The sequence below is a fragment of the Winogradskyella arenosi genome (assembly GCF_003337305.1).
GTDB lineage: Bacteria > Bacteroidota > Bacteroidia > Flavobacteriales > Flavobacteriaceae > Winogradskyella > Winogradskyella arenosi.
Genome location: NZ_QPJO01000001.1, coordinates 1,067,452 through 1,089,378 on the forward strand (window position 1 = coordinate 1,067,452; position 21,927 = coordinate 1,089,378).

Below are 21,927 nucleotides of genomic sequence, written 5' to 3' on the forward strand. Positions count from 1 at the left end.
TTTATGGTTAAGTTGTTGGGGCTATCGATGTAACTCAAAAATCTAGGCAGAAATGTAAGCCGTCTGTTGACATTAAGTATTATCGTTTATAAAGCCGTTGCGATGATAAGGGCATTACCGCCTACAAGAACAAGATTACATTCTGGATACTTGGGTTTTCTAAAATTATAAATTAATAGATTTTGTACGCGTTTTGTAATATGGCGTAGGGTTAAATACTTCAGTAGATTGTGAATACACAAAATTTGAATTAGTCATTTGATGCTCTATAAATTTTCTAGTATTGTAAACTTCCCATACCGTTAGTGTATTTTGTTTCCCGGTATAACATTTTATTTCTAGTTGATGCTTTAAAATCAATTTGTCTACGAGTTGTTGATCGGCGAGTTTCATGGTTTTGCTCGAGCCCACTTCATTTACCGTTAGGCTTTCAATCCAAAAATATTTTTTTGCTTTTGGCGCCTGAGGCGATTTTTTAGTCCGTGTTAGCAGAAACTCTATACTTTTATGGGGAGAGGCTTTAACGATTTTCAAATTCTCGTCAAGCATCATGCCCATGCCTTCTGCTATAGGTTCAGATTTGAAGGCTGATAAAGGGCCTTCATTACCCCGATTTACCAGATTCATGCTAATAATTTTATCCGGAAGTTGTACTTCAATTACAAATTTCCCAGAAGGAAGATCATTTAGGGGAACTTTAGTATTCATGGTGTTTACTATAATACTGCTATCGTATTCTTCATTGAAAATATCCACTTTTGTTAAGGCGCTCGAGCAGCGTAATATTAAACTATCTTTAGTCGCATTTAAAGCATGATGCAACTCTTTAGCTTTAGGATTTGTGTTTTTTAATAAAATGGCGTTCTGGCTAAAGCTAAATACAGAACATAACAGAATAAGTAGCGTGCTTATGTTTTTAATCATAACGTTCACTTTTAGGGGTTAGAGAATAGAGGTATGAAACGCCCACTGTAGGGGTTTATATTAGTTTATATCCTAAGTTACAAAACAATAGGCTAAATGTTAAATTTTAAAGATGTTCGGTTTATTTAATAGATAACCGACTGTTTATGACCTAATAATGACTAAAAAAGAGGGGTGTTTAGACGATTTTAAGATAATTTCACTCCTAATTTTAGTACATTCGCTTATGCGAAAAATACTACTAGGTGTTATTATTAGTCTCGTTGTTGTATTCACATTTAGATATTGTGAAAACAAACAAGAAGATAAAATTATGCTCAAAGAAAGCAGTGCGCTCATTCAAGAGCAAATAAAAAATGTTGGTAAATTGGTGGTTACAGAAGGTCACTTCAGTGAGGTGTTTACCTATAAGAATTCTAAAGGTGTTTTTGGAGATTTAATTTCAGCAGAAAAGAAAGCCGTTGTCATTGTCAATGCAGAGGTGACTATAGGTTACGATTTAAGTAAAATTGAATACCATATTGATGAGGTGAATAAAACACTTCAAATTCTAAGGATTCCTGAAGAAGAAATAAAAATTAGTCCAGATTTTGAATATTACGATATGCAGGCCGATTACCTTAATCCGTTTGAAGCTAAAGACTACAATAGTATTAAGAAGACCGTCCGAGAGTCTTTAATGAAAAAGGTCGTAGCGTCCGAGTTAAAATCTAACGCTCAAAATCGGCTTATCAGTGAACTTTCCAAGTTTTTTATAGTAACGCGTTCGCTGGGTTGGACGCTAGAATACAACCAAAAACCGATTTCTAATTTAACTGAACTTAATAATATAGACGCTATACTTCAGTAAGGGTTAGGCTAATTTTCTCTGTAAGCTACCAATTCCTCCTCCGTTTATAGCATCAACAGCTTTAGATTTTAATAAACTAGCTGCACTAGCAGAACGCATACCACTGGCACAATAGGTAATCACGGGTTTGTTTAATTTTTTCACTTCGTTAATGCGCTGTCCTAACTCCTGAACCGGAATATGAATGGCATTCTTTATATGGCCACCTTGGTATTCACTTGCCGTTCTTACATCTAACAGCACTGCACCTTTTGCAACATATTCCGCAACGTTATTTGTCGATTTTCCAAATAGAGCATTTAATAATCCCATAGTATTTATTTTTTGGCAAACTTCTGAAAAGTTCACGGAAGCATTGGTAACCAAAGTTACATTATTATAACGTGGCACATAAATTTCTTGCTATTTTAGTGGTTTAAATAGTTATGGAAAACGAAACACGACAAGAGGAGATTATAAGAGTTGCTGCGAAGCTTTTTAAGGAAAAAGGCTATAGTGCGGTGACCATGCGCGATTTAGCGACGACCATGAATATGAAAGCCGCGAGTCTTTATAATCATATCAACTCTAAGCAAGAGATTTTAGAAAAGATTATCATGAGGATTGCTCGCAAATTTTCAGTCGGAATGACCACTGTAAAATCTAGTAATGATTCGTGTATCGTAAAATTAAAAAAAATCATAGCACTTCATGTTGAGGTGTCGAGTCAGAATATCTATGGTATGGCAGCTCTAAATCATGATTGGGTGCATCTAGAGGCGCAATTGGGGCCTTATAAAAAGTTGCGTAGTGATTACGAAAATGATTTTAAAGAGATTTTAAAGGAAGGCATAGCGGCAGGAGAAATTAGCCCTATTAAACCTGATGTTATGATGTTCTCCATACTCACAACCCTACGTTCCTTATACCTATGGATTCCTAAAAAGGAGGTGATTCATCTTGAAGAATTAACAAATAACCTGAGTGAAATTCTCATAAACGGCATCATAAAGGAGAATTAAATTTATTTCTTAACTTTGTCTAATAGACTAACAAGTGTTAGTTTTATGTTTTAAACATTCGTATGGCAGAGTTCTATAAACTAAAGATTAAAGAAATATATAAGGAAACCAAAGACACTTCGGTGATTACTTTTGATGTTCCTCAAGCATTATATGAGACTTTTAAGTTTCGTCAAGGGCAACATTTAACCTTAAAGGCAGACCTTAATGGACAAGATGTTCGTCGTTCGTACTCGCTTTGTTCAAGCCCTTATGAACAAGAATGGAAAGTCGCAGTAAAGGCAATTCCAGAGGGTAAATTTTCAACCTATATTAATGAAAGCTTAACGGCAGGAGATGAACTAGAAGTGATGTCGCCAAGCGGAACTTTTGGTGTGGAATGCAATCCTAATAAAGCAAAAAACTATCTCTTTTTTGCAGCAGGAAGTGGTATTACACCTGTTTTATCCATGTTAAAAGCGCATTTACAAGCCGAACCGAATGCAACTTGTAAGTTGTTTTATGTCAATAAAACCGCAAAATCCATTATCTTTAAAGAAGAACTAGAGCAATTGCGTAATACCTTTTTTGGTCGATTAGAAATCTATTATTTCTTAACCAAAGAGCGTAGAGATATCGAGTTGTTTAACGGAAGATTTGACGACGATAAAATGCAAGTCCTCACAAAAACCTTTATCGATATTCCAGATACAAGTGAAGTGTTTTTATGTGGACCAGAAAAGATGGTCAACTACGTGAGCGAGTATCTTATAAATGCAGGATTGCCAAAAGAATTAGTGCATTTTGAACTCTTTATAACTGGGCTTTCAGAAGAAGACATTAAAAGAGCTGAGCGCTTATCGCAGCAAAATGTAGAAGGAACAGAAGTTGTCATTGTAGATGGTGGAAAAGAATTTGCGTTCACCATGACCACAGCATATGATAATATTCTCGACGCAGCCTTAGGCGCAGGAGCGGACTTGCCATTTGCCTGTAAAGGCGGTGTGTGTAGCACCTGTAAATGTGAAGTCAAAGAAGGTAGCGTTGAAATGAAAATAAATTACGCACTAGATGATAAAGAAGTATCACAAAACCTAGTGCTCAGCTGTCAGGCTGTACCAACATCAGATAAAGTCGTTGTTGATTTTGATGTATAATAAATTCTTTAGAAACAAGGAGTTTCAACAATTTGTCATTTCTGTGTAAGCAGGAATCCACTAATCATGAAATACGATTCACTAACAACTATATATTATGAGTGAAGAACAAATAAAAAATCTAGAAGCGCAATTCGAAGCACGTATTGCTAGAGACGAGAAGATCGAACCAAAAGATTGGATGCCAGAAAAATATCGTAAAACGCACATTAGGCAAATGTCGCAACACGCACATTCCGAAATTGTAGGGATGCTTCCAGAAGGCAATTGGATTACAAGAGCACCTTCCTTACGTCGTAAAGTAGCTTTATTGGCAAAAGTACAAGACGAAGCAGGACATGGCTTGTATCTCTATTCTGCATGCGAAACCTTAGGGGTTTCTCGTGAAGAACTTTATGAACAATTACATTCTGGTAAAGCTAAATATTCTTCTATTTTCAATTATCCAACAGTAACTTGGGCAGATATGGGAGCTATAGGTTGGTTAGTAGATGGTGCAGCAATTATCAACCAAGTGCCTTTGTGTAATACCTCTTACGGACCTTACGCTAGAGCCATGGTGCGTGTGTGCAAAGAAGAAAGCTTTCACCAACGTCAAGGTTATGAAATCATGATAAAATTGGCAAACGGAACAGCAGAACAAAAGGAAATGGCGCAAGACGCTTTAAACCGTTGGTGGTGGCCAAGTCTTATGATGTTAGGCCCAACAGATGCCGAGTCTATTCATACTGAACAATCCATGAAATGGAAATTAAAACGTAAGTCAAATGACGATTTACGTCAGCAATTTATAGATCAAACCGTACCACAAGCCGAGTTAATCGGTCTTACCATTCCAGATCCAGATTTAAAATGGAACGAAGAAAAAGGCGTTTACGATTTTGGTGAAATCAATTGGGATGAGTTTTGGCAAGTGGTAAAAGGGCATGGCCCAATGAATAAAGAACGTATGAAAGCAAGAGTTGATGCCTGGGAAGAAGGGCAATGGGTACGTGATGCCGCTATGGCTTATGCCGAAAAGAAACAAGAACGAAAAGAAAAACGAGTAGTTTAAAAGTGTTGTCAGTTCGAGTGAAATTGCCTTTTAGCAATTTTATATCGAGAACAATATCTTATCAAATAACAATAATATTATGTCAAACAAAAAAAACTGGCCACTTTGGGAAGTCTTCGTAAGAAGTAAAAACGGATTAGAACACAGGCACTGCGGAAGTTTACATGCCGCAGATGAAGAAATGGCATTAGAAAATGCTCGAGATGTTTACACAAGACGTAGTGAAGGCGTCAGTATTTGGGTGGTAGAATCTAAACACATCACAGCATCTAATCCAGAACATAACGGCGAACTATTTGAGCCCGCTCAAGACAAAGTCTATCGTCATCCCACGTTTTACGATTTACCAGATGAGGTAAAACACATGTAAAATTCCTGCGAACGCAGAAATCTCATAAATTGAAACTAAACGTCACTTCGAGTGATTTGTGAGAAACGAACAAATCGTATCGAGAAGTAATTAAAAAGATATCCACTTTCGTGGGCCATTAAGATGAATAACAATTTATACAAATACATCCTTGGCATTGCCGATAATTCTCTAATCCTAGGACAAAGATTAGGAGAACTAACAGGTCATGAACCAAGCCTAGAAACAGATATTGCTTGTACCAATATATCATTAGATTTATTTGGTCAAGTACGAAGCTATTTTCAATACGCAGCAAAAATTGCAGGAGACCAGAGAACCGAAGATGATATCGCTATGCTTCGTAAAGAAAGAGAATACGTCAACGTTTTATTGGTAGAACAACCCAATAGAAATTTTGCCTATACCATGGCACGTCAGTTTTTATTTGATGTATATCACTTGCTTTTTTTACAAGAATTACAGAAAAGCAAAGATTTAACATTGGCAGCAATAGCTAATAAATCTATAAAAGAAGTGAGTTATCATTTGCGTTTTTCTACCGATTGGATCAAACGATTAGGTGATGGTACCGAAGAAAGCAAAGCAAAAATGCAAGACGCTATAGATAGTTTATGGACCTATACCGACGAGCTATTTCATCAAACCGAAGCCGATAAAGTTATGGTTCAAGAAGGGATAGGTGTAGATGTTACGGTATTAAAGAAAGCTTATTATGAAAAAGTAAATGCTGTTTTAGAAGAGGCAACACTTGAAATACCAGAATCTAAATGGTTTCAAAAAGGTGGGAAACAAGGGATTCATACCGAACATTTAGGGTATTTGCTAGCAGAATTACAATACATGCAACGTGCATATCCTAATATGGAATGGTAGAAATCGACTTTTTTGTCGTTTCCGCGAAAGCGGAAATCTCATAATTGAAGCTAAACGTCACTTCGAGTGATTTGTGAAGCATGAGCAAATTGTATCGAGAAGCAATAAAACAAGATTCCCGTTTTCACGGGAAATGAATATGACAACAGAACAAAACATAGACGATATCTTAATTCCAATCTTGGAAAAAGTTTCAGATCCCGAAATTCCAGTATTATCCATTATGGATATGGGCGTTGTTCGTACAGCTGTTATAGAAAATGAGTTGGTAAAGGTGCAAATCACACCCACTTATAGTGGTTGTCCTGCAATGGATGTTATTGGGGATGATATCAAAGCAGCATTAAAACAAGCAGGATATGATGCTGAAATAGAATTAATTCTCGCACCAGCATGGACAACCGATTGGATAACACCAAGAGGTAGAAAAGCTTTAGAGGAATACGGTATTGCAGCACCTTTAGATGCCGAAGCAGATAAAAGTGTATTGTTAGAAGGAAAAAAAATGGTAAAGTGTCCACAATGCGGATCCACAAATACCAGATTAGTAAGTCAGTTTGGTTCTACAGCATGTAAAGCACAATTTCAGTGCGACGATTGCCAGGAGCCTTTTGATTATTTTAAATGTTTAAAATAAATTAACGTCAGTTCGAGTGAAATTGCCTTTTGCAATTTTGTATCGAGAACATATCAAAGCATTGTCATTCCTACGAAAGCAGGAATCTTATAAATAGAAATAAAATGTCACCTTGAGCGCAGTCGAAAGGTCTCAATATAAAGAAATATGAACAAAAGTATTCAGCTTAAAATTGAAAACAAAATAGCAACCATATCGCTAAACCGACCAGAAGTATTCAATAGTTTCAATCGTGAAATGGCATTTTTACTGCAAGACACTTTAGATGCCTGTGAGAAAAATGAAGACATAAGAGCGATTGTGCTTACAGGAAATGGAAAAGCATTTTGCGCTGGTCAAGATTTAAAAGAAGTTACAGACCCAGAATTAAACCCTGGATTCAAAAAAATACTAGAAGAACATTACAACCCAATTATCACCAGAATTCGTGCTATTAAAAAACCCGTTATTGCAGCAGTCAACGGAGTGGCTGCAGGAGCAGGAGCCAATATTGCTTTAGCTTGTGATATTGTGGTAGCGCACGAAAAAGTGAGCTTTATTCAAGCCTTTAGTTTAATAGGTTTAGTTCCAGATAGCGCTGGAACCTTCTTTTTACCTAGACTTATCGGATTTCAAAAAGCATTAGCATTAGCCATGCTCGGCGATAAGATTTCTGCAGAAGAGGCCGAGAACATGGGCATGATTTATAAATGTGTACCAACTGAAGAATTTGAAGAAACAATTACTATGCTTGCTGTAAAAATGGCAAATATGCCTACTAAGGCTTTAGGTTTAATCAAAGAATTGTTTAATAAGTCCATGACTAACGATTTAGAATCGCAATTAGCCTTAGAATCTAAATTACAAATCGAAGCAGCACAAAGCAATGATTATGCAGAAGGTGTTGCAGCCTTTATAGAAAAACGCAAACCAAATTTTAAAGGAAATTGATTATCATTCAGAACGAAGCGTAAATTCTGATTACATTTAAATGAACGTCAGTTCGAGTGAAATTGCTTTTTTGCAATTTTGTATCGAGAACAATATGAACAAACAAACCCTCATACAAACCCACAACCGAATAAAACCCTTTATTCACAAAACACCCGTCTTAAGTTCAAGCTTAATAAATAAAATGATAGGAGCTACTATCGTGTTTAAATGCGAAAACTTTCAAAAAATGGGCGCCTTCAAAATGCGAGGCGCAGCAAACGCCATTCTATCGCTTTCTGAAGAGGAACGCCAACGAGGAGTCGTAACCCATTCTTCAGGGAATTTCGCACAAGCAGTATCATTAGCGGCTCAGACCTTAGGTGTGAAGGCATATATTGTGATGCCAGAAAATGCACCACAAGTCAAAAAAAATGCCGTGAAAACCTATGGTGGTGAAATTATTGAATGCGAGGCGACCCCTCAAGCAAGAGAAGCTACAGCCAATCAAATAAAAGAAGATAAAGGCGCAACATTTTTACATCCCTCGAACCAAAAGGAGGTTATTTATGGCAACAGTACAGCAGCCATAGAATTCCTAGAAGAACAACCGAATTTAGAGGTGATGATAACACCAGTTGGTGGTGGTGGACTCATTGCCGGAACAGCATTAGCGGCGCATCATTTTGCTAAAAACTGTAAGGTTATCGGAGCCGAACCCAAAGCGGTTGATGATGCCTATCGGTCGTTGATTTCGGGTCATATTGAAATGAATAGCAGCTTTAACACCGTTGCAGATGGTCTAAGAACGCATTTAGGAGATTGTAATTTTCCCATCATTCAAAAACACGTTGAGAAGATTATTTGTGTTGAAGAAGATGAAATTATAACGGCAATGCAATTAATCTGGGAACGCATGAAGATTATTGTGGAACCCTCAAGTGCCGTGGCTTTAGCAGCCGTATTAAAACATAAAGAAGAATTTAAAAATCAGAATGTCGGCATTATAGTCTCTGGCGGCAATGTAGATGTTAGAAATTTACCATTTTGATTAACGATTGAAGATTTATGATTATTGAACTTAAACAGAATAAAGATGAAACCTAATCAATTAGAAGAACGATTGATTCAATTGTCAATTGAGATTATTCTGTTGTGTAAAACAATAGATAAATCTTTTGCATCAGAACATTTAGCTAAACAATTAATACGTTCGGCAACGTCTTCAGCTTTAAATTATGGAGAAGCTAGAAGTGGAGAATCTACAAGAGATTTTCTTCATAAAATGAAAATTTGCTTAAAAGAATTAAGAGAGTCTTTTATAAACTTAAGAATATTAAAAGGAGCTAATCTTATCAAAGACTTTGAATTTTTAGAAAAAATATTAAAAGAAAATGATGAATTAATTTCAATTTTTGTTGTTAGTATTAAAACAGCTTCAAACAAGTCGAAATCATAAAATATAGATGGAATATCAGGTATGAGTAAAAATCAAAGATCAGAAATCGTTAATCCACAATCTCAAATCAATAGAGTTGGAATAATAGGCTCAGGAACCATGGGGAGCGGCATTGCACAAGTTGCTGCAACTTCGGGTTGCCTAGTGAAATTATACGATACCAATCAAGCAGCTTTAGATAAAGCAAAAAGCGGTTTAGAGAAAATATTAAATCGTTTAATCGAAAAAGGACGCATAGATGCTACTGAAAAAGATAGAATTCAATCTAACATTTCATACGTCAGCAACTTAAAAGATTTAGCAGACTCTAACTTGACTATTGAAGCTATTGTTGAAAATTTAGAGATTAAAAAGAAAGTATTTTCAGAATTAGAAAGTTATGTTGCTGAGGATTGTATTATCGCCTCAAACACGTCTAGTTTATCTATAGCATCTATTGCAGCATCGCTAAAAAAACCAGAACGATGTGTAGGGATTCATTTTTTCAATCCAGCACCTTTAATGAAATTGGTTGAGGTTATTCCTGCCATTCAAACTTCCAAAGCAGTATTAGAAAAGTCGATTCAAACCATCAAGGATTGGAAAAAAGTAGTCGCAGTCGCTAAAGACACACCTGGTTTTATTGTTAACCGTGTAGCAAGACCTTTTTATGGGGAAGCATTACGTATTTACGAAGAAGGAATAGCCGATTTTGCGACCATCGATAACAGTTTAAAAAGCTTAGGTGGTTTCCGAATGGGACCATTTGAATTGATGGATTTTATAGGAAACGATGTCAATTACACCGTAACAGAAACCGTCTTTACCGCTTTTTATTTCGACCCAAGATACAAACCAAGCTTTACTCAGAAACGATTAAGTGAAGCAGGTTATTTAGGACGAAAATCAGGTAAAGGCTTTTATGATTATGATGAAAATGGAAAGCGTGTCATTCAGAACGATAGTGTAGAATCTCATGATGAAAAGTTATTAGAAACCATTTTCAATCGTGTCCTCGTCATGCTCATCAACGAAGCAGCAGATGCCTTATTTTTAAATATCGCTTCCGCGGAAGACATAGACAATGCCATGACCAAAGGCGTTAACTATCCAAAAGGCTTATTAGCTTGGGCAGACGAAAAAGGTATCGATTGGTGTGTGTCTACATTAGATGCATTATATAACGAATATCATGAAGATAGATACCGTTGTAGTCCTTTGTTACGTAAAATGAATAAAGAAAATAAAACGTTTTTTTAATATAACGTCAGTTCGAGTGAAATTGCTTTTTCTGCAATTTTGTATCGAGAACAAGTGAGGCTTCTCGATACAATTTGCTCGAAACTCACAAATCACTCGAAGTGACGAAAGAATACATATGACAGGAGAACAAATCCCACATAAAATGTTAAGGCAAGACGCCTACAGCACCTGGCTAGGCATAGAAATTCTAGAATGTGAAATCGGACGCTGTAAAGTCGGAATGACCATTAGAAAGGAAATGCTAAACAGTATGGGAAAAGCACATGGTGGTATCAGTTATTCATTAGCAGATACAGCTTTCGGATTTGCAGCAAATACACATGGTAAATATGCCGTGTCTATAGAAACAAGTATTAATCATATCGAAGCTTTGGATGAAGGTGATTATATAGTTGCAGAATCTGTAATAGAATCTGTAAAAAATAGATTAGGCTTTAATATTATTGAAGTAAAACGAGGAGAAGAATTAGTGGCACTTTTTAAGGGTGTCGTTTATAGAACTCAAAAAGATTGGGAATAAAATAAAAATATTAAATTATGAAATGGCAAGGTAGAAGAAAAAGCGGGAATCTTGAAGATCAACGTGGAATGGGAAACAAGGGCAAGTTAGCTGCAGGTGGAGGAGTCATTGCTGTTGTCGTTATTCTATTGCAACTTTTTGGAGGTGAAACAGGACAACAATTAGCGCCAATTATAGAGCAAGTAGCCAATAGTCAAACGACACAACAAGTTGAGCAACGAGATCTAACGAGTCAAGAAGTTGAAATGGGTAATTTTATGAACGCAGTCTTGGTAGATACAGAAGATGTTTGGAATCGACTTTTTAGGGAATATAACCTAGGTGATTATAAAGAACCAAAACTTGTTTTATTTACAGATGCCGTAAGTACAGGTTGTGGAAATGCAAGTGCAGCTTCAGGTCCTTTTTATTGTCCAGCAGATCAAAAATTATATATGGATATGTCTTTCTTTGATGAACTAAAAACACGTTTCGGAGCAAAAGGTGGCGATTTTGCCATCGCTTATGTAACAGCGCATGAGGTCGGACATCATATTCAAACCATTCTTGGTACATCTAATAAAGTGAGACAATTACAAAGTCAGACCAACCAAACAGGAGCCAATAAATTATCGGTAGCTCAAGAGTTGCAAGCCGATTTCTATGCTGGTGTTTGGGCACACCACAATAAAGAATATTTACAAGAAGGCGATATAGAAGAAGCGTTAAGTGCAGCCAATGCAGTGGGAGACGATGCCATTCAAAAACGAATGAGCGGAAGTGTCAATTCAGACAGTTTCACACACGGAACATCAGAGCAGCGTATGGAGTGGTTTATGAAAGGCTACAACACTGGCGATATTAGAAATGGAGATACATTTTCGGCCTTATTAAACTAAAAATTTCTGCGAAGGCAGAATTCTCTTAGCAAATAAAAAATGAGTTTGGAATAAGAAACAAGATTGCAAGCAAGTGCGTTAGGGATTACTCATTTATTCTATTTTATTAAATAAGAATTCGTGAGTGTTGCACAATTGTAACGGCATCCTTTTTTACGTCAGTTCGAGTGAAATTGCTTTTTGGCAATTTTGTATCGAGAACAAGTAAAAAAGATATAGTGGATAGCCCGACCTTTAGGTAACGCCAAAATAAATAATTAGGAATTAATAAGATACCTGTTTGGGCAGGCATTAATTATGAAAGAAGCATATATAATAGACGGCATAAGAACAGCAATAGGAAATTACAAAGGCACCTTATCGGCGGTTCGTACAGACGATTTAGGTGCATTAGTCATCAAAGAAATTGTAAAACGAAACCCAAACATTCCAAAAGAAGCATATGATGATGTGATAATGGGTTGTGCAAATCAAGCTGGAGAAGACAATCGTAACGTAGCGCGTATGTCATCTTTATTAGCAGGATTGCCATTTACCGTTCCTGGAGAAACCGTAAACAGATTGTGTAGTTCAGGACTATCGGCAATTATTCACGCAAACAGAGCCATAAAAGCTGGCGATGGCGATGTGTTTATTTCTGGTGGAGTAGAAAACATGACTCGCGGACCCTACGTCATGGCAAAACCATCATCGGCATTTGGAGGTGATTCTAAACTATACGATTCTACTTTTGGATGGCGATTTGTAAATCCGAAAATGCACGAGATGTATGGTACAGATGGTATGGGAATGACTGCCGAAAACCTAGTAGAAAAATATAATATCTCTCGCGAAGACCAAGATAAATTTGCGCTTTGGAGTCAGCAAAAGGCAAGCAAAGCACAAGAAAACGGAAGATTAGCAAAAGAAATTGTAACCGTTGAAATTCCGCAACGTAAAAAAGACCCTATCCTTTTTTCAAAAGATGAGTTTGTAAAACCAACGTCTTCTTTAGAAGTTTTAGGAAAACTAAGAGCAGCCTTTAAAAAAGAAGGCGGAAGCGTAACCGCAGGGAATTCTTCCGGATTAAACGATGGCGCAGCAGCAACCATTATTGCTAGTGAAGATGCCGTGAAAAAATACAATTTAAAACCATTAGCAAAAATTGTAAGTTCTGCAGTGGTTGGTGTCGAACCAAGAATCATGGGAATTGGACCTGTACAAGCCTCTAATAAAGCCTTAGAAAAAGCAGGTTTAACCATGGACGATATGGATATTATCGAGCTTAACGAAGCTTTTGCAGCACAAGCTTTAGCGTGCATTCGCGCTTGGGGATTGGCAGACAACGACCCAAGAATTAACCCCAACGGAGGCGCTATTGCTATTGGTCATCCGCTAGGTGTGACAGGAGCAAGAGTTGCCTATTCAGCAGCTTTAGAATTGCAGACACAGAACAAAAAATACGCTTTAATTACCATGTGTATTGGCGTTGGTCAAGGTTACGCTTGCGTAATAGAAAATGCGAATAAATAGAAAAACTCGACACGGAGTATTGTCTCCTTGAGGGGACTTTAGGGGTGTAAAGAAAATAGGTTTCCGATGTCTCGGGAACGATAAGAAAATAGCTTGGGTTAGTTAATAACGATAGCAAATTAGTGCGTTAGGGATTACTCATTTATTCTATTTTATTAAATAGGAATTCGTGAGTGTTGCACAATTAAAGTGGCATCCTTTTTTACGTCAGTTCGAGTGAAATTGCTTTTTGGCAATTTTGTATCGAGAACAAGTAAAAAAGATATAGCGGAAAGCCCGACCTTTAGGTAACGTCATAAAAGAATAGAAGTCTAATTTAACAGATACCCACTTTCGTGGGCATTAAGATGAAAAAAGTAGAACACATTGTTTCCGTGAAAACGGAAATCTTATCAAATGAAACACTAAGTTTATGAGAAAGATTGAACATTATGTAAACGGACAATGGACCACAGGAAAAGAAGAAGGACAGTCAATTTTTGATGCTGTAACAGGTGAGGAATTTGCAAGTATTGCTGTTGAAGGATTAGATATTCCCGAAATTCTAAATTACGGAAGAACCAAAGGAGGAGAAGTCCTTCGTAAAATGACCTTTCAAGAGCGTGGAAACATGCTTAAAAAATTAGCATTATATCTTACCAAAAGAAAAGACCAGTTTTATGAGCTAAGCTATAGAACAGGAGCAACGCGTGTTGATAGTTGGATAGATATTGAAGGTGGTTTTGGAAACTTATTCGCCAACGCATCCTTACGTAAATTATTCCCTAATCAACCCTATCATGTAGAAGGCGATGCTATCGATTTGTCTCGTGGTGGACGTTTTATGGCGCATCATATTATGGTGCCTAAAAAAGGGGTTGCTGTGCATATTAATGCATTCAACTTCCCAGTTTGGGGAATGTTAGAAAAATGCGCAGTAAACTGGATGGCAGGAGTTCCTGCTGTGGTGTTGCCTGCACCTTCGTCTTCGTATTTAGCAGAAGCCGTTGCAAGAACCATTATAGATTCCGGGATTTTACCCGAAGGGGCTTTACAAATCATAAACGGAACAGTTAAAAATATTCTCGATACTGTAGAGTCTCAAGATGTAGTAACCTTTACAGGTTCTGCACAAACTGGACGATTACTAAAAGCGCATCCAAGATTAATTCAAGAATCGGTACCTTTTACTATGGAAGCCGATTCTTTAAACGCTTCCATTTTAGGAGAAGATGCGGTTCCTGGAACACCAGAATTCGACTTGTTCATCAAAGAAGTTAGAAAGGAAATGACCGTTAAAGCTGGACAAAAATGTACAGCCATTAGACGCATCATTGTTCCTGAGAAATTAGTAGATGACGTACAAACTGCATTAGCAAAACAATTAGATAAAGTAACTATTGGAGACCCAAGATTAAAAGAGGTTAGAATGGGTTCTTTAGTGAGTCGTCAACAAGTACAAGCCGTTCGAGATTCGGTAAACGATTTATCAAAAGAAGCACAAATTGTATATGGTAATTTAAACGAAATTAATACCATTGGAGCAGATGCCAAAAAAGGCGCATTTATGAGTCCGATTGTATTACGAGCAGACCATCCATTTCAAAATACCGTTATTCATGAGCGTGAAGCATTTGGTCCTGTAAGTACCATCATGCCTTATAAAAATCTGGATGAAGCTATAACTTTAGCGCAAATGGGTAAAGGTTCACTAGTGTCTTCCATTGCAACCAACGATGATAAAATTGCTAAAGACTATGTTATAAATGCAGCATCGCATCATGGTAGAATTTTAGTTCTAAATAGAGAAAGTGCAAAGCAAAGTACAGGACATGGTTCGCCATTACCATATTTAGTACATGGTGGTCCAGGACGTGCTGGTGGTGGAGAAGAAATGGGAGGTATGCGTGGAATTAAACATTATTTACAACGTACAGCCATTCAAGGTTCGCCAACAACTATTACTGAAATTACTGGAGTTTACCAACAAAATGCAAAATATAAGGAAGCAGAAAAGCATCCGTTTCAATACCATTGGGAAGATATTCAACCAGGAATGTCTTTAAAAACCCACAAGCGTACCTTAACAGATACGGATATTCAGAATTTTGCCAATTTAACTTGGGATCACTTTTATGCACATACCGATATTACATCTTTAGACGGAAGTATTTTCGAAAAAAGAACAGCGCATGGTTATTTTATAATTTCTGCAGCAGCAGGATTATTTGTGTATCCAAATAAAGGACCTGTAGCAGCTAATTATGGTTTAGATAGTATCCGTTTTTTACGACCTTTATATCATAACGATACTATTTATGTGCGTTTAACCTGTAAAGAAAAAGTAGATAGAGATGTCGCTTCAGCAGAACATCCTAGCGGCATTGTAAAATGGCATGTGGAAGTTTTTGACGCTAATTTTGAAAACCGTCCCGAAAGTCAGAAAACCGAAAAAGATAGTCCGTTAGTAGCTGTTGCAACCATTCTTACGATGGTAGAGAAAAAGCAAGAAACTTTTGTGGAAATGACAGAAGAAAAAATAGAGAAATGTCTTTCTAAATTACAAGAAGATGCAAAACCAAAATGGGGAATTATGACGCCTCAGCATATGATTGAGCATTTAGAATATACTTATAAAATTGCATCTGGAGAAATTCAAGATTTTGAAATTGCAACACCTTCAACCATTTTAGATAAAGTGCATCATAGTTTATATAACTACTATAAATTTCCGAAGAACAGTCAATTTCCACAATTAGAAAAAGATACTTTAGAGCCTTTAAAACATCCTGATTTAGCAACAGCTATTGAGAAGTTTAAGGAACAAAGAAAAAAATATATAGAATATTATAAAGAGCATCCAGAAGCTAGATTGAAAAATTTGGTTTTCGGAGAATTAAACAAATATGAAGCGTACCTTTTAGAGCGAAAGCATTTGAATCATCACTTTGAGCAGTTTGGTCTCTTATAAGGTCAATGCGCACGCGTTGCGCATTCGCTTAAATTGAAACGCAATGTCTAAAAAATATTATACATACATTTTAACTCACGAAAGAAATCACATCTTTTATGTTGGTGTAACAAATAATATAGAACGACGAATGAGTGAACATAAAGCAGCAACTTTTGGAACTCATGTTAGACATTATAACATTAAAAAATTAGTTTATTTTGAAGCGCATTCCGATATACGAATCGCCATCAAAAGAGAAAAGACCATTAAGAAATGGAAAAAAGTTTGGAAGAGAAACCTAATAACGAAAATGAATCCTGAATGGATGTATTTAAGTTTAGGTTGGAATCTTTCTAAATATAATAAGAACAAAGATTAATACGAATGCGCAACACTTGCGCATTGACATACTAAAAATAGATTCCTGCCTTCGCAGGAGTGATAGTAAAAAATAAAAATATGAGAGACCCTTATGTTAAGTTAGAAATAATAAAAGAAGTAGGCTACATCGAATTCTTTCATCCTGCACACAATTCTCTTCCAGGAGATATATTAGCAGAACTAGCACAAACCATTACAGCTGCTGGAGACAACGATGCTATTAAAGTAATCGTTCTTAAAAGTGGAGGCGATAGAACCTTTTGTGCAGGAGCAAGTTTTAATGAACTTATCAATATTAATGACGAAGCTACAGGTAAAGTATTCTTTTCAGGATTCGCAAACGTAATTAATGCCATGCGTAAATGTCCAAAATTCATCATTGGTCGCGTACAAGGAAAAACCGTTGGTGGAGGTGTTGGTTTAGCCGCTGCAACCGATTATTGTATGGCTACTAAATTTGCTTCTATTAAACTTAGCGAACTAAATATTGGTATCGGACCATTTGTTGTCGGACCAGCCATCGAGCGTAAAATGGGATTAAGCGCCATGTCGCAAATCGCCATAGATGCGAATACATTTTATTCACCGGAATTTGCTAAAGACAAAGGTTTATATACTCATGTTTTTGATAGCACTGAAGCTTTAGACGAAGCTGTAAAAACAACAGCAGAACATTTATGTACTTACAATACCGAAGCGATGCTAGAAATGAAAAAAGTATTCTGGAAAGGAACAGACCATTGGGATACTTTATTGGCAGAACGCGCAGCAACTAGTGGACGATTGGTGCTGAGTGATTTTACAAAAGAGAAATTGAAAGGGTTTAAGTAGTGATGAGGTTTGAGCTATGAGTTGAGAGAAGTTTTATTCAAAAACAATTATAATATGGAATTTGAAAGCAAGTATCATTTTAGTTTTGAAAATTTAATTGTCTATCAAAAAGCAATTACTTTTGGAGAAGATATTGATAAGTTAGTAGAAACTTTTCCAAAAAAAAGAAATGTTTAGGTTAACGTCTCAATTTTCACGAGCAGCAGATTCTATAGCAGCAAATATATCTGAAGGTTCGGCAAGTACGGATGCTAATTTTAATAGGTATTTAAAAATGGCTTGGGATAGTAGTCATGAGTGTGTAACATGGAATACAAAAGCCTATTTAAGAGCTTATATTTCTAAAGAAGAATTTGAATCAAACCGTGCTATGTTAACAGAAATAGGAAAAATGATTTCCGCTTTAAGAAGAAAACTGAATTTAAAAAAGTAATCCAACTCACAGCTAATAACTCACAGCTCAAAACTTATGATTTACAGTTTCAAAAAATACACACCAGTCGTACACCAATCCAGTTTCGTACATCCTTTAGCCGCAGTAACAGGCAATGTCATCATTGGAAAAAATTGCTATGTTGGTCCAGGAGCAGCTATTCGAGGAGATTGGGGACAAATTATTTTAGAAGATGGCGTCAACGTACAAGAAAATTGTACCGTACATATGTTTCCTGGCAAGTCCATCACGTTAAAAGAAAGTGCACATGTTGGTCATGGAGCGATAATTCATGGTGCTAATTTGGGTAAAAATTGCCTTGTTGGTATGAACACGGTAATCATGGATGATGCAGAAATAGGTGATGAATGTATCATTGGAGCCATGTCTTTTGTAAAAGCTGAAACTAAAATTCCATATCGAAGTTTGGTTGTAGGAAATCCTGCAAAAATCATCCGTGGTGTTACCGACGAAATGATAGCATGGAAAACAAAAGGCACACAATTATATCAGCAATTACCTTCAGATTGTCATGAATCTCTAAAGGAAGTAGAACCACTTCGTGAAGTTCCTGAAAACATGAAAGTTCAAGATGAGGTGTATAAAACGCTTCGTGAAACGTTTAAGAAATAGCATCACGTCACTTCGAGTGATTCCGATTTTTTATCGGAATTGTATCGAGAAGCGGTAATTTAATATTCAAAAATAAAGACTGTTAGGTTTTGAAAGCTTCCAAGACTACAACACCTGACTCAAATCAATAGCATTAGTTGCCTTACTGGTAGACATCGCAATCAAACTTTGTACATTGCCCAAATAAGGAAGTAAGGTTAGTTTCGAAATAATAAAAGTCTCATAAGCTTCAATATCTTCAACCACCAATTTTAGGAGATAATCAAAATTACCACTCACCCTGTGACACTCTACAACCTCTGGAAAACCATTGATTTCTTTTACAAATTTTTCCAAGTAACTTCGGGTATGCCCTTGTAAGGTAATCCCGATAAAAACGGTCAATTTTAATCCAATTTTCTTAGGGTTTAAAACCGCCACATATTTTTCAATATAACCTTCTTTTTCCAATTTTTTAATGCGTTCAAATATTGGTGAAGTACTCATACCGAGTTCTTCAGCAATACTTTTCGTCGTTCTATTGCTGTCTTTTTGAAGGATATCTAAGAGTTGCGTGTCTATTTTATCGAGCGTATGCGGCATGAGGAAATTATTTGGTTTACAGGGTAAATTTAAGAATTAAAAGTTATATTTTCTGTAGTTATATTATTTTAAAGAATATAATCCTTTTTAAAGTGATAAATATAGATTTTAACAATTGTTAATAAGGGTATGTATTATCTTTAATTCTTGAATTATAAATTTATATAGCCTAATGACTTTTGAATTAAAAATGCCTAAAATGGGCGAAAGTATAACCGAAGGTACCCTCATCAATTGGTTAATTGCTGAAGGGGAAACCTTTGAAGAAGGCGATATTATTCTAGAAGTCGCTACAGATAAAGTCGATAACGAAGTCCCTGCACCAGCCTCTGGTACATTAGTAAAAACTTTATTCCAAGCTAAAGATGTGGTGCCTGTTGGAGAAGTTTTGGCAATTCTTGAAATATCAGAGGAAAAGAAATCGAATTCGAATATGAACTCGAAAGCAGAGACTAAAGCTGTCAGTTCGGGCGCAGTTGAGAACAAAGCCAATAAAAAAAGACCAAAACCAGTTCCGCAAACTTCAACGTCTTTTTCAACTTCAAACACCAACACTTTCTTTTCACCATTAATCATTAAAATAGCAAAAGAACACCACATAAGTTTTGAAGAATTAGCCCGAATTCCTGCCACAGGTCACGAAGGTAGACTACGCAAAAGCGATGTATTCAACTATATAGAAGACGGTAGACCGTACAAATTCGCACAACCAGTTGCCGAAAAAGACCCAACAGCCTATCGCATTCCACAATTACAATTCGATAAGGGCAAAGGCAAAGTCATTGAAATGGATCGCATGCGTCAAATGATTGCCGATCATATGGTGTATTCTAAACACACCTCACCTCATGTGACCGCTTATGTAGAAGCAGATTTAACCAATATGGTCAATTGGCGTAATGCCAACAAAGTGGCCTTTCAAGAAAAGTATGGCGAACGCTTAACCTTTACGCCGTTATTTGTAGAGGCTGTTGCTAAAGCTGTAAAAGATTTTCCTAACATCAATGCCTCGGTAGATGGGAATAATATTATTGTAAAAGAAGACATCAATATTGGAATGGCAACGGCATTACCAAGTGGAAACTTAATTGTTCCTGTGGTAAAAAATGCAGATACTAAAGATTTAAAAACGATTGCTAGTAACGTCAATGAATTAGCAGGAAAAGCAAGAGAAAATAAATTAGCGGGAGACGATATTAAAGGAAGCACCTTCACCATTTCAAACGTAGGCACCTTTGGTAGTGTAATGGGAACGCCAATCATCAACCAACCCGAAGTGGCCATTTTAGCTTTAGGAATCATAAAGAAACGACCAGAAGTTATCGAAACCGAAAATGGCGACGAAATCGCTATTCGTAGTATGATGTATTTATCATTATCATTCGACCACAGAGTTGTTGATGGCTTTTTAGGCGGAAGCTTCGTAAGACGCGTCGCTGATTATTTCGAACAGTTTGATGTAAACCGAGAAATATAAGATGTATCGTCACTTCGAGTGATTCCGATTTTTTCATCGGAATTGTATCGAGAAGCACATGATAAACTTCGCGATATAAAATTGTAAAAAAAACAATTCCACTCGAATCAATAAAATTTAAATAATACTGGTATTCCGCGTGTATTACGGAATCAAAAAAAATCAAATTAATAAAATAGATTCCTGCTTCTGCAAGAATGATATAGATTATGAAACACAACATTTCAATCACAAAAGTAACCGAATCACAAGTTAAAAACTTAGACTTCAGTAATATACCGTTAGGAACCACATTCACCGATCACATGTTTATTTGCGATTATGATAATGGCGAATGGGTAAACCCAAGGATTGTGCCTATGGGACCAATACCAACACATCCAGCAGCTATGGCCTTGCATTACGGACAAGCTATTTTTGAAGGGATGAAGGCTACCGTAGATGAAGAAGGAAATCCAATGTTGTTCAGAGCCGATAAGAATGCGGCACGATTAAATACTAGTGCAGACCGTATGGGAATGCCCCATTTTCCGGAAGATTTATTTGTCGAGGGTTTAAAACAGTTGGTCGATTTAGAGCGTCAGTGGATTCCCCCAACAGACGGAAGTGCACTTTATTTACGACCTTTTATGTATGCCGATGAGCCTTTTATTGGGATGCGTGCCGCCACCCATTATAAGTTTATAATCATGGCCTCACCAGCAGGACCTTTTTTTAGTAAGCGTATTAAATTATGGGCAGAAAAGCAGTATATCCGTGCCGTCAATGGTGGTACAGGTGAAGCTAAAGCAGCTGGAAATTATGCGGCGGCCATACGTCCAACAGAATTAGCAAAAGCGAAAGGTTTTGACCAAGTTTTATGGTTAGATGCTGTGGAGCATAAGTACATTCAAGAAGTTGGGACCATGAATATTTTCTTTAAAATTGACGGTAAATTTATAACCCCAAAGCGCGATGGTTCCATTTTAGACGGGATTACGCGTATGAGTGTTATTACCATTTTAAGAGATAAAGGTTACGAGGTTACAGAACGCGCCATTACGCTCGATGAGATTCAAGAAGCAGCCGAAAATAACACCTTAGAAGAAGCCTTCGGAACCGGTACAGCAGTCGGGATTGCCTATATTCAAGATATCGGTGTGGGTGAAACTATCATTCATGTGTCTGATGAGAGTCCGGTAGGATTAGAGATAAATGAAACTTTAAACGCCATTAAAACTGGAAAGATTGAAGATAAATTTAATTGGGTTACTAAAGTAGAAAGTGTTTTAGTTTAAAATAATTTGGGCG

Annotated in this window: 25 protein-coding genes; 22 read left to right on the forward strand and 3 right to left on the reverse strand. The window is 36.7% G+C overall.

The window, feature by feature from the left end; all coding sequences use genetic code 11:
* Positions 1-165: 165 nt before the first annotated feature.
* Positions 166-924 (reverse strand): hypothetical protein, encoded by a 759-nt coding sequence (locus DFQ08_RS04455; RefSeq protein ID WP_114308571.1) that lies wholly within the window; start codon positions 922-924, stop codon positions 166-168.
* A gap of 226 nt (positions 925-1,150) precedes the next feature.
* On the opposite strand from DFQ08_RS04455, the gene DFQ08_RS04460 reads away from it, so the two are divergent.
* Positions 1,151-1,774, forward strand: coding sequence for a DUF4230 domain-containing protein (locus DFQ08_RS04460; protein WP_114308679.1), 624 nt, complete (start codon positions 1,151-1,153; stop codon positions 1,772-1,774).
* A 3-nt stretch (positions 1,775-1,777) separates the two neighbouring features.
* Here DFQ08_RS04460 and DFQ08_RS04465 read toward each other — a convergent pair whose 3' ends face one another.
* Positions 1,778-2,086 (reverse strand): rhodanese-like domain-containing protein, encoded by a 309-nt coding sequence (locus tag DFQ08_RS04465; RefSeq protein WP_114308572.1) that lies wholly within the window; start codon positions 2,084-2,086, stop codon positions 1,778-1,780.
* Between the two features lie 113 nt (positions 2,087-2,199).
* On the opposite strand from DFQ08_RS04465, the gene DFQ08_RS04470 reads away from it, so the two are divergent.
* From DFQ08_RS04470 to DFQ08_RS04555, 19 genes are all read left to right on the forward strand, one after another.
* A complete protein-coding gene (locus tag DFQ08_RS04470; protein ID WP_114308573.1) occupies positions 2,200-2,775 on the forward strand; it encodes a TetR/AcrR family transcriptional regulator in 576 nt (191 codons plus the stop codon).
* A gap of 62 nt (positions 2,776-2,837) precedes the next feature.
* Positions 2,838-3,911, forward strand: a complete 1,074-nt coding sequence (locus tag DFQ08_RS04475) for a 2Fe-2S iron-sulfur cluster-binding protein (protein WP_114308574.1) — start codon at positions 2,838-2,840, stop codon at positions 3,909-3,911.
* 97 nt (positions 3,912-4,008) lie between these two features.
* A complete protein-coding gene (gene paaA, locus DFQ08_RS04480; protein WP_114308575.1) occupies positions 4,009-4,965 on the forward strand; it encodes a 1,2-phenylacetyl-CoA epoxidase subunit PaaA in 957 nt (318 codons plus the stop codon).
* A 79-nt stretch (positions 4,966-5,044) separates the two neighbouring features.
* Positions 5,045-5,335, forward strand: coding sequence for a 1,2-phenylacetyl-CoA epoxidase subunit PaaB (gene paaB, locus DFQ08_RS04485; protein ID WP_114308576.1), 291 nt, complete (start codon positions 5,045-5,047; stop codon positions 5,333-5,335).
* Between the two features lie 123 nt (positions 5,336-5,458).
* Positions 5,459-6,211 (forward strand): 1,2-phenylacetyl-CoA epoxidase subunit PaaC, encoded by a 753-nt coding sequence (gene paaC / locus DFQ08_RS04490; protein WP_114308577.1) that lies wholly within the window; start codon positions 5,459-5,461, stop codon positions 6,209-6,211.
* A gap of 139 nt (positions 6,212-6,350) precedes the next feature.
* Entirely contained in the window at positions 6,351-6,848 is a 498-nt protein-coding gene (gene paaD, locus DFQ08_RS04495) for a 1,2-phenylacetyl-CoA epoxidase subunit PaaD (protein ID WP_114308578.1), read from the forward strand.
* Positions 6,849-6,995: 147 nt separating this feature from the next.
* Entirely contained in the window at positions 6,996-7,778 is a 783-nt protein-coding gene (locus DFQ08_RS04500) for an enoyl-CoA hydratase-related protein (RefSeq protein ID WP_114308579.1), read from the forward strand.
* Between the two features lie 94 nt (positions 7,779-7,872).
* The gene (locus DFQ08_RS04505; RefSeq protein ID WP_114308580.1) at positions 7,873-8,808 is read left to right on the forward strand and encodes a pyridoxal-phosphate dependent enzyme; all 936 of its coding nucleotides are present in this window, start codon (positions 7,873-7,875) and stop codon (positions 8,806-8,808) included.
* Between the two features lie 45 nt (positions 8,809-8,853).
* Entirely contained in the window at positions 8,854-9,216 is a 363-nt protein-coding gene (locus tag DFQ08_RS04510) for a four helix bundle protein (RefSeq protein WP_114308581.1), read from the forward strand.
* Between the two features lie 21 nt (positions 9,217-9,237).
* Entirely contained in the window at positions 9,238-10,455 is a 1,218-nt protein-coding gene (locus DFQ08_RS04515; protein ID WP_114308582.1) for a 3-hydroxyacyl-CoA dehydrogenase NAD-binding domain-containing protein, read from the forward strand.
* Positions 10,456-10,573: 118 nt separating this feature from the next.
* Positions 10,574-10,978, forward strand: coding sequence for a PaaI family thioesterase (locus DFQ08_RS04520; RefSeq protein ID WP_114308583.1), 405 nt, complete (start codon positions 10,574-10,576; stop codon positions 10,976-10,978).
* Positions 10,979-10,995: 17 nt separating this feature from the next.
* A complete protein-coding gene (ypfJ, locus tag DFQ08_RS04525; RefSeq protein WP_114308584.1) occupies positions 10,996-11,856 on the forward strand; it encodes a KPN_02809 family neutral zinc metallopeptidase in 861 nt (286 codons plus the stop codon).
* 297 nt (positions 11,857-12,153) lie between these two features.
* Complete coding sequence (gene pcaF, locus DFQ08_RS04530) at positions 12,154-13,368, forward strand: 3-oxoadipyl-CoA thiolase (protein WP_114308585.1); 1,215 nt, start codon at positions 12,154-12,156, stop codon at positions 13,366-13,368.
* Positions 13,369-13,780: 412 nt separating this feature from the next.
* Positions 13,781-16,318 (forward strand): phenylacetic acid degradation bifunctional protein PaaZ, encoded by a 2,538-nt coding sequence (gene paaZ, locus DFQ08_RS04535; protein WP_114308586.1) that lies wholly within the window; start codon positions 13,781-13,783, stop codon positions 16,316-16,318.
* 43 nt (positions 16,319-16,361) lie between these two features.
* A complete protein-coding gene (locus DFQ08_RS04540) occupies positions 16,362-16,679 on the forward strand; it encodes a GIY-YIG nuclease family protein (RefSeq protein WP_114308587.1) in 318 nt (105 codons plus the stop codon).
* Positions 16,680-16,759: 80 nt separating this feature from the next.
* Complete coding sequence (locus DFQ08_RS04545) at positions 16,760-17,512, forward strand: enoyl-CoA hydratase/isomerase family protein (protein WP_114308588.1); 753 nt, start codon at positions 16,760-16,762, stop codon at positions 17,510-17,512.
* Between the two features lie 54 nt (positions 17,513-17,566).
* Positions 17,567-17,689, forward strand: coding sequence for a four helix bundle protein (locus tag DFQ08_RS16305; protein ID WP_245935365.1), 123 nt, complete (start codon positions 17,567-17,569; stop codon positions 17,687-17,689).
* Positions 17,682-17,945 carry a four helix bundle protein gene (locus DFQ08_RS04550; RefSeq protein ID WP_245935366.1) on the forward strand — a complete coding sequence of 88 codons (264 nt, stop codon included), beginning with the start codon at positions 17,682-17,684 and terminating at the stop codon, positions 17,943-17,945. The genes DFQ08_RS16305 and DFQ08_RS04550 overlap by 8 nt, the downstream gene beginning before the upstream one ends.
* A 36-nt stretch (positions 17,946-17,981) precedes the next feature.
* Complete coding sequence (locus DFQ08_RS04555) at positions 17,982-18,578, forward strand: acyltransferase (protein WP_114308589.1); 597 nt, start codon at positions 17,982-17,984, stop codon at positions 18,576-18,578.
* A 105-nt stretch (positions 18,579-18,683) separates the two neighbouring features.
* Here the strand turns inward: DFQ08_RS04555 and DFQ08_RS04560 are convergent, their stop codons facing one another.
* Complete coding sequence (locus DFQ08_RS04560) at positions 18,684-19,160, reverse strand: Lrp/AsnC family transcriptional regulator (RefSeq protein WP_114308590.1); 477 nt, start codon at positions 19,158-19,160, stop codon at positions 18,684-18,686.
* Between the two features lie 172 nt (positions 19,161-19,332).
* On the opposite strand from DFQ08_RS04560, the gene DFQ08_RS04565 reads away from it, so the two are divergent.
* On the forward strand, positions 19,333-20,637 hold the full coding sequence (locus DFQ08_RS04565; RefSeq protein ID WP_114308591.1) for a dihydrolipoamide acetyltransferase family protein: 1,305 nt from the start codon (positions 19,333-19,335) through the stop codon (positions 20,635-20,637).
* 209 nt (positions 20,638-20,846) lie between these two features.
* Positions 20,847-21,914 carry a branched-chain amino acid aminotransferase gene (locus DFQ08_RS04570; protein WP_114308592.1) on the forward strand — a complete coding sequence of 356 codons (1,068 nt, stop codon included), beginning with the start codon at positions 20,847-20,849 and terminating at the stop codon, positions 21,912-21,914.
* Positions 21,915-21,927 lie beyond the last annotated feature (13 nt).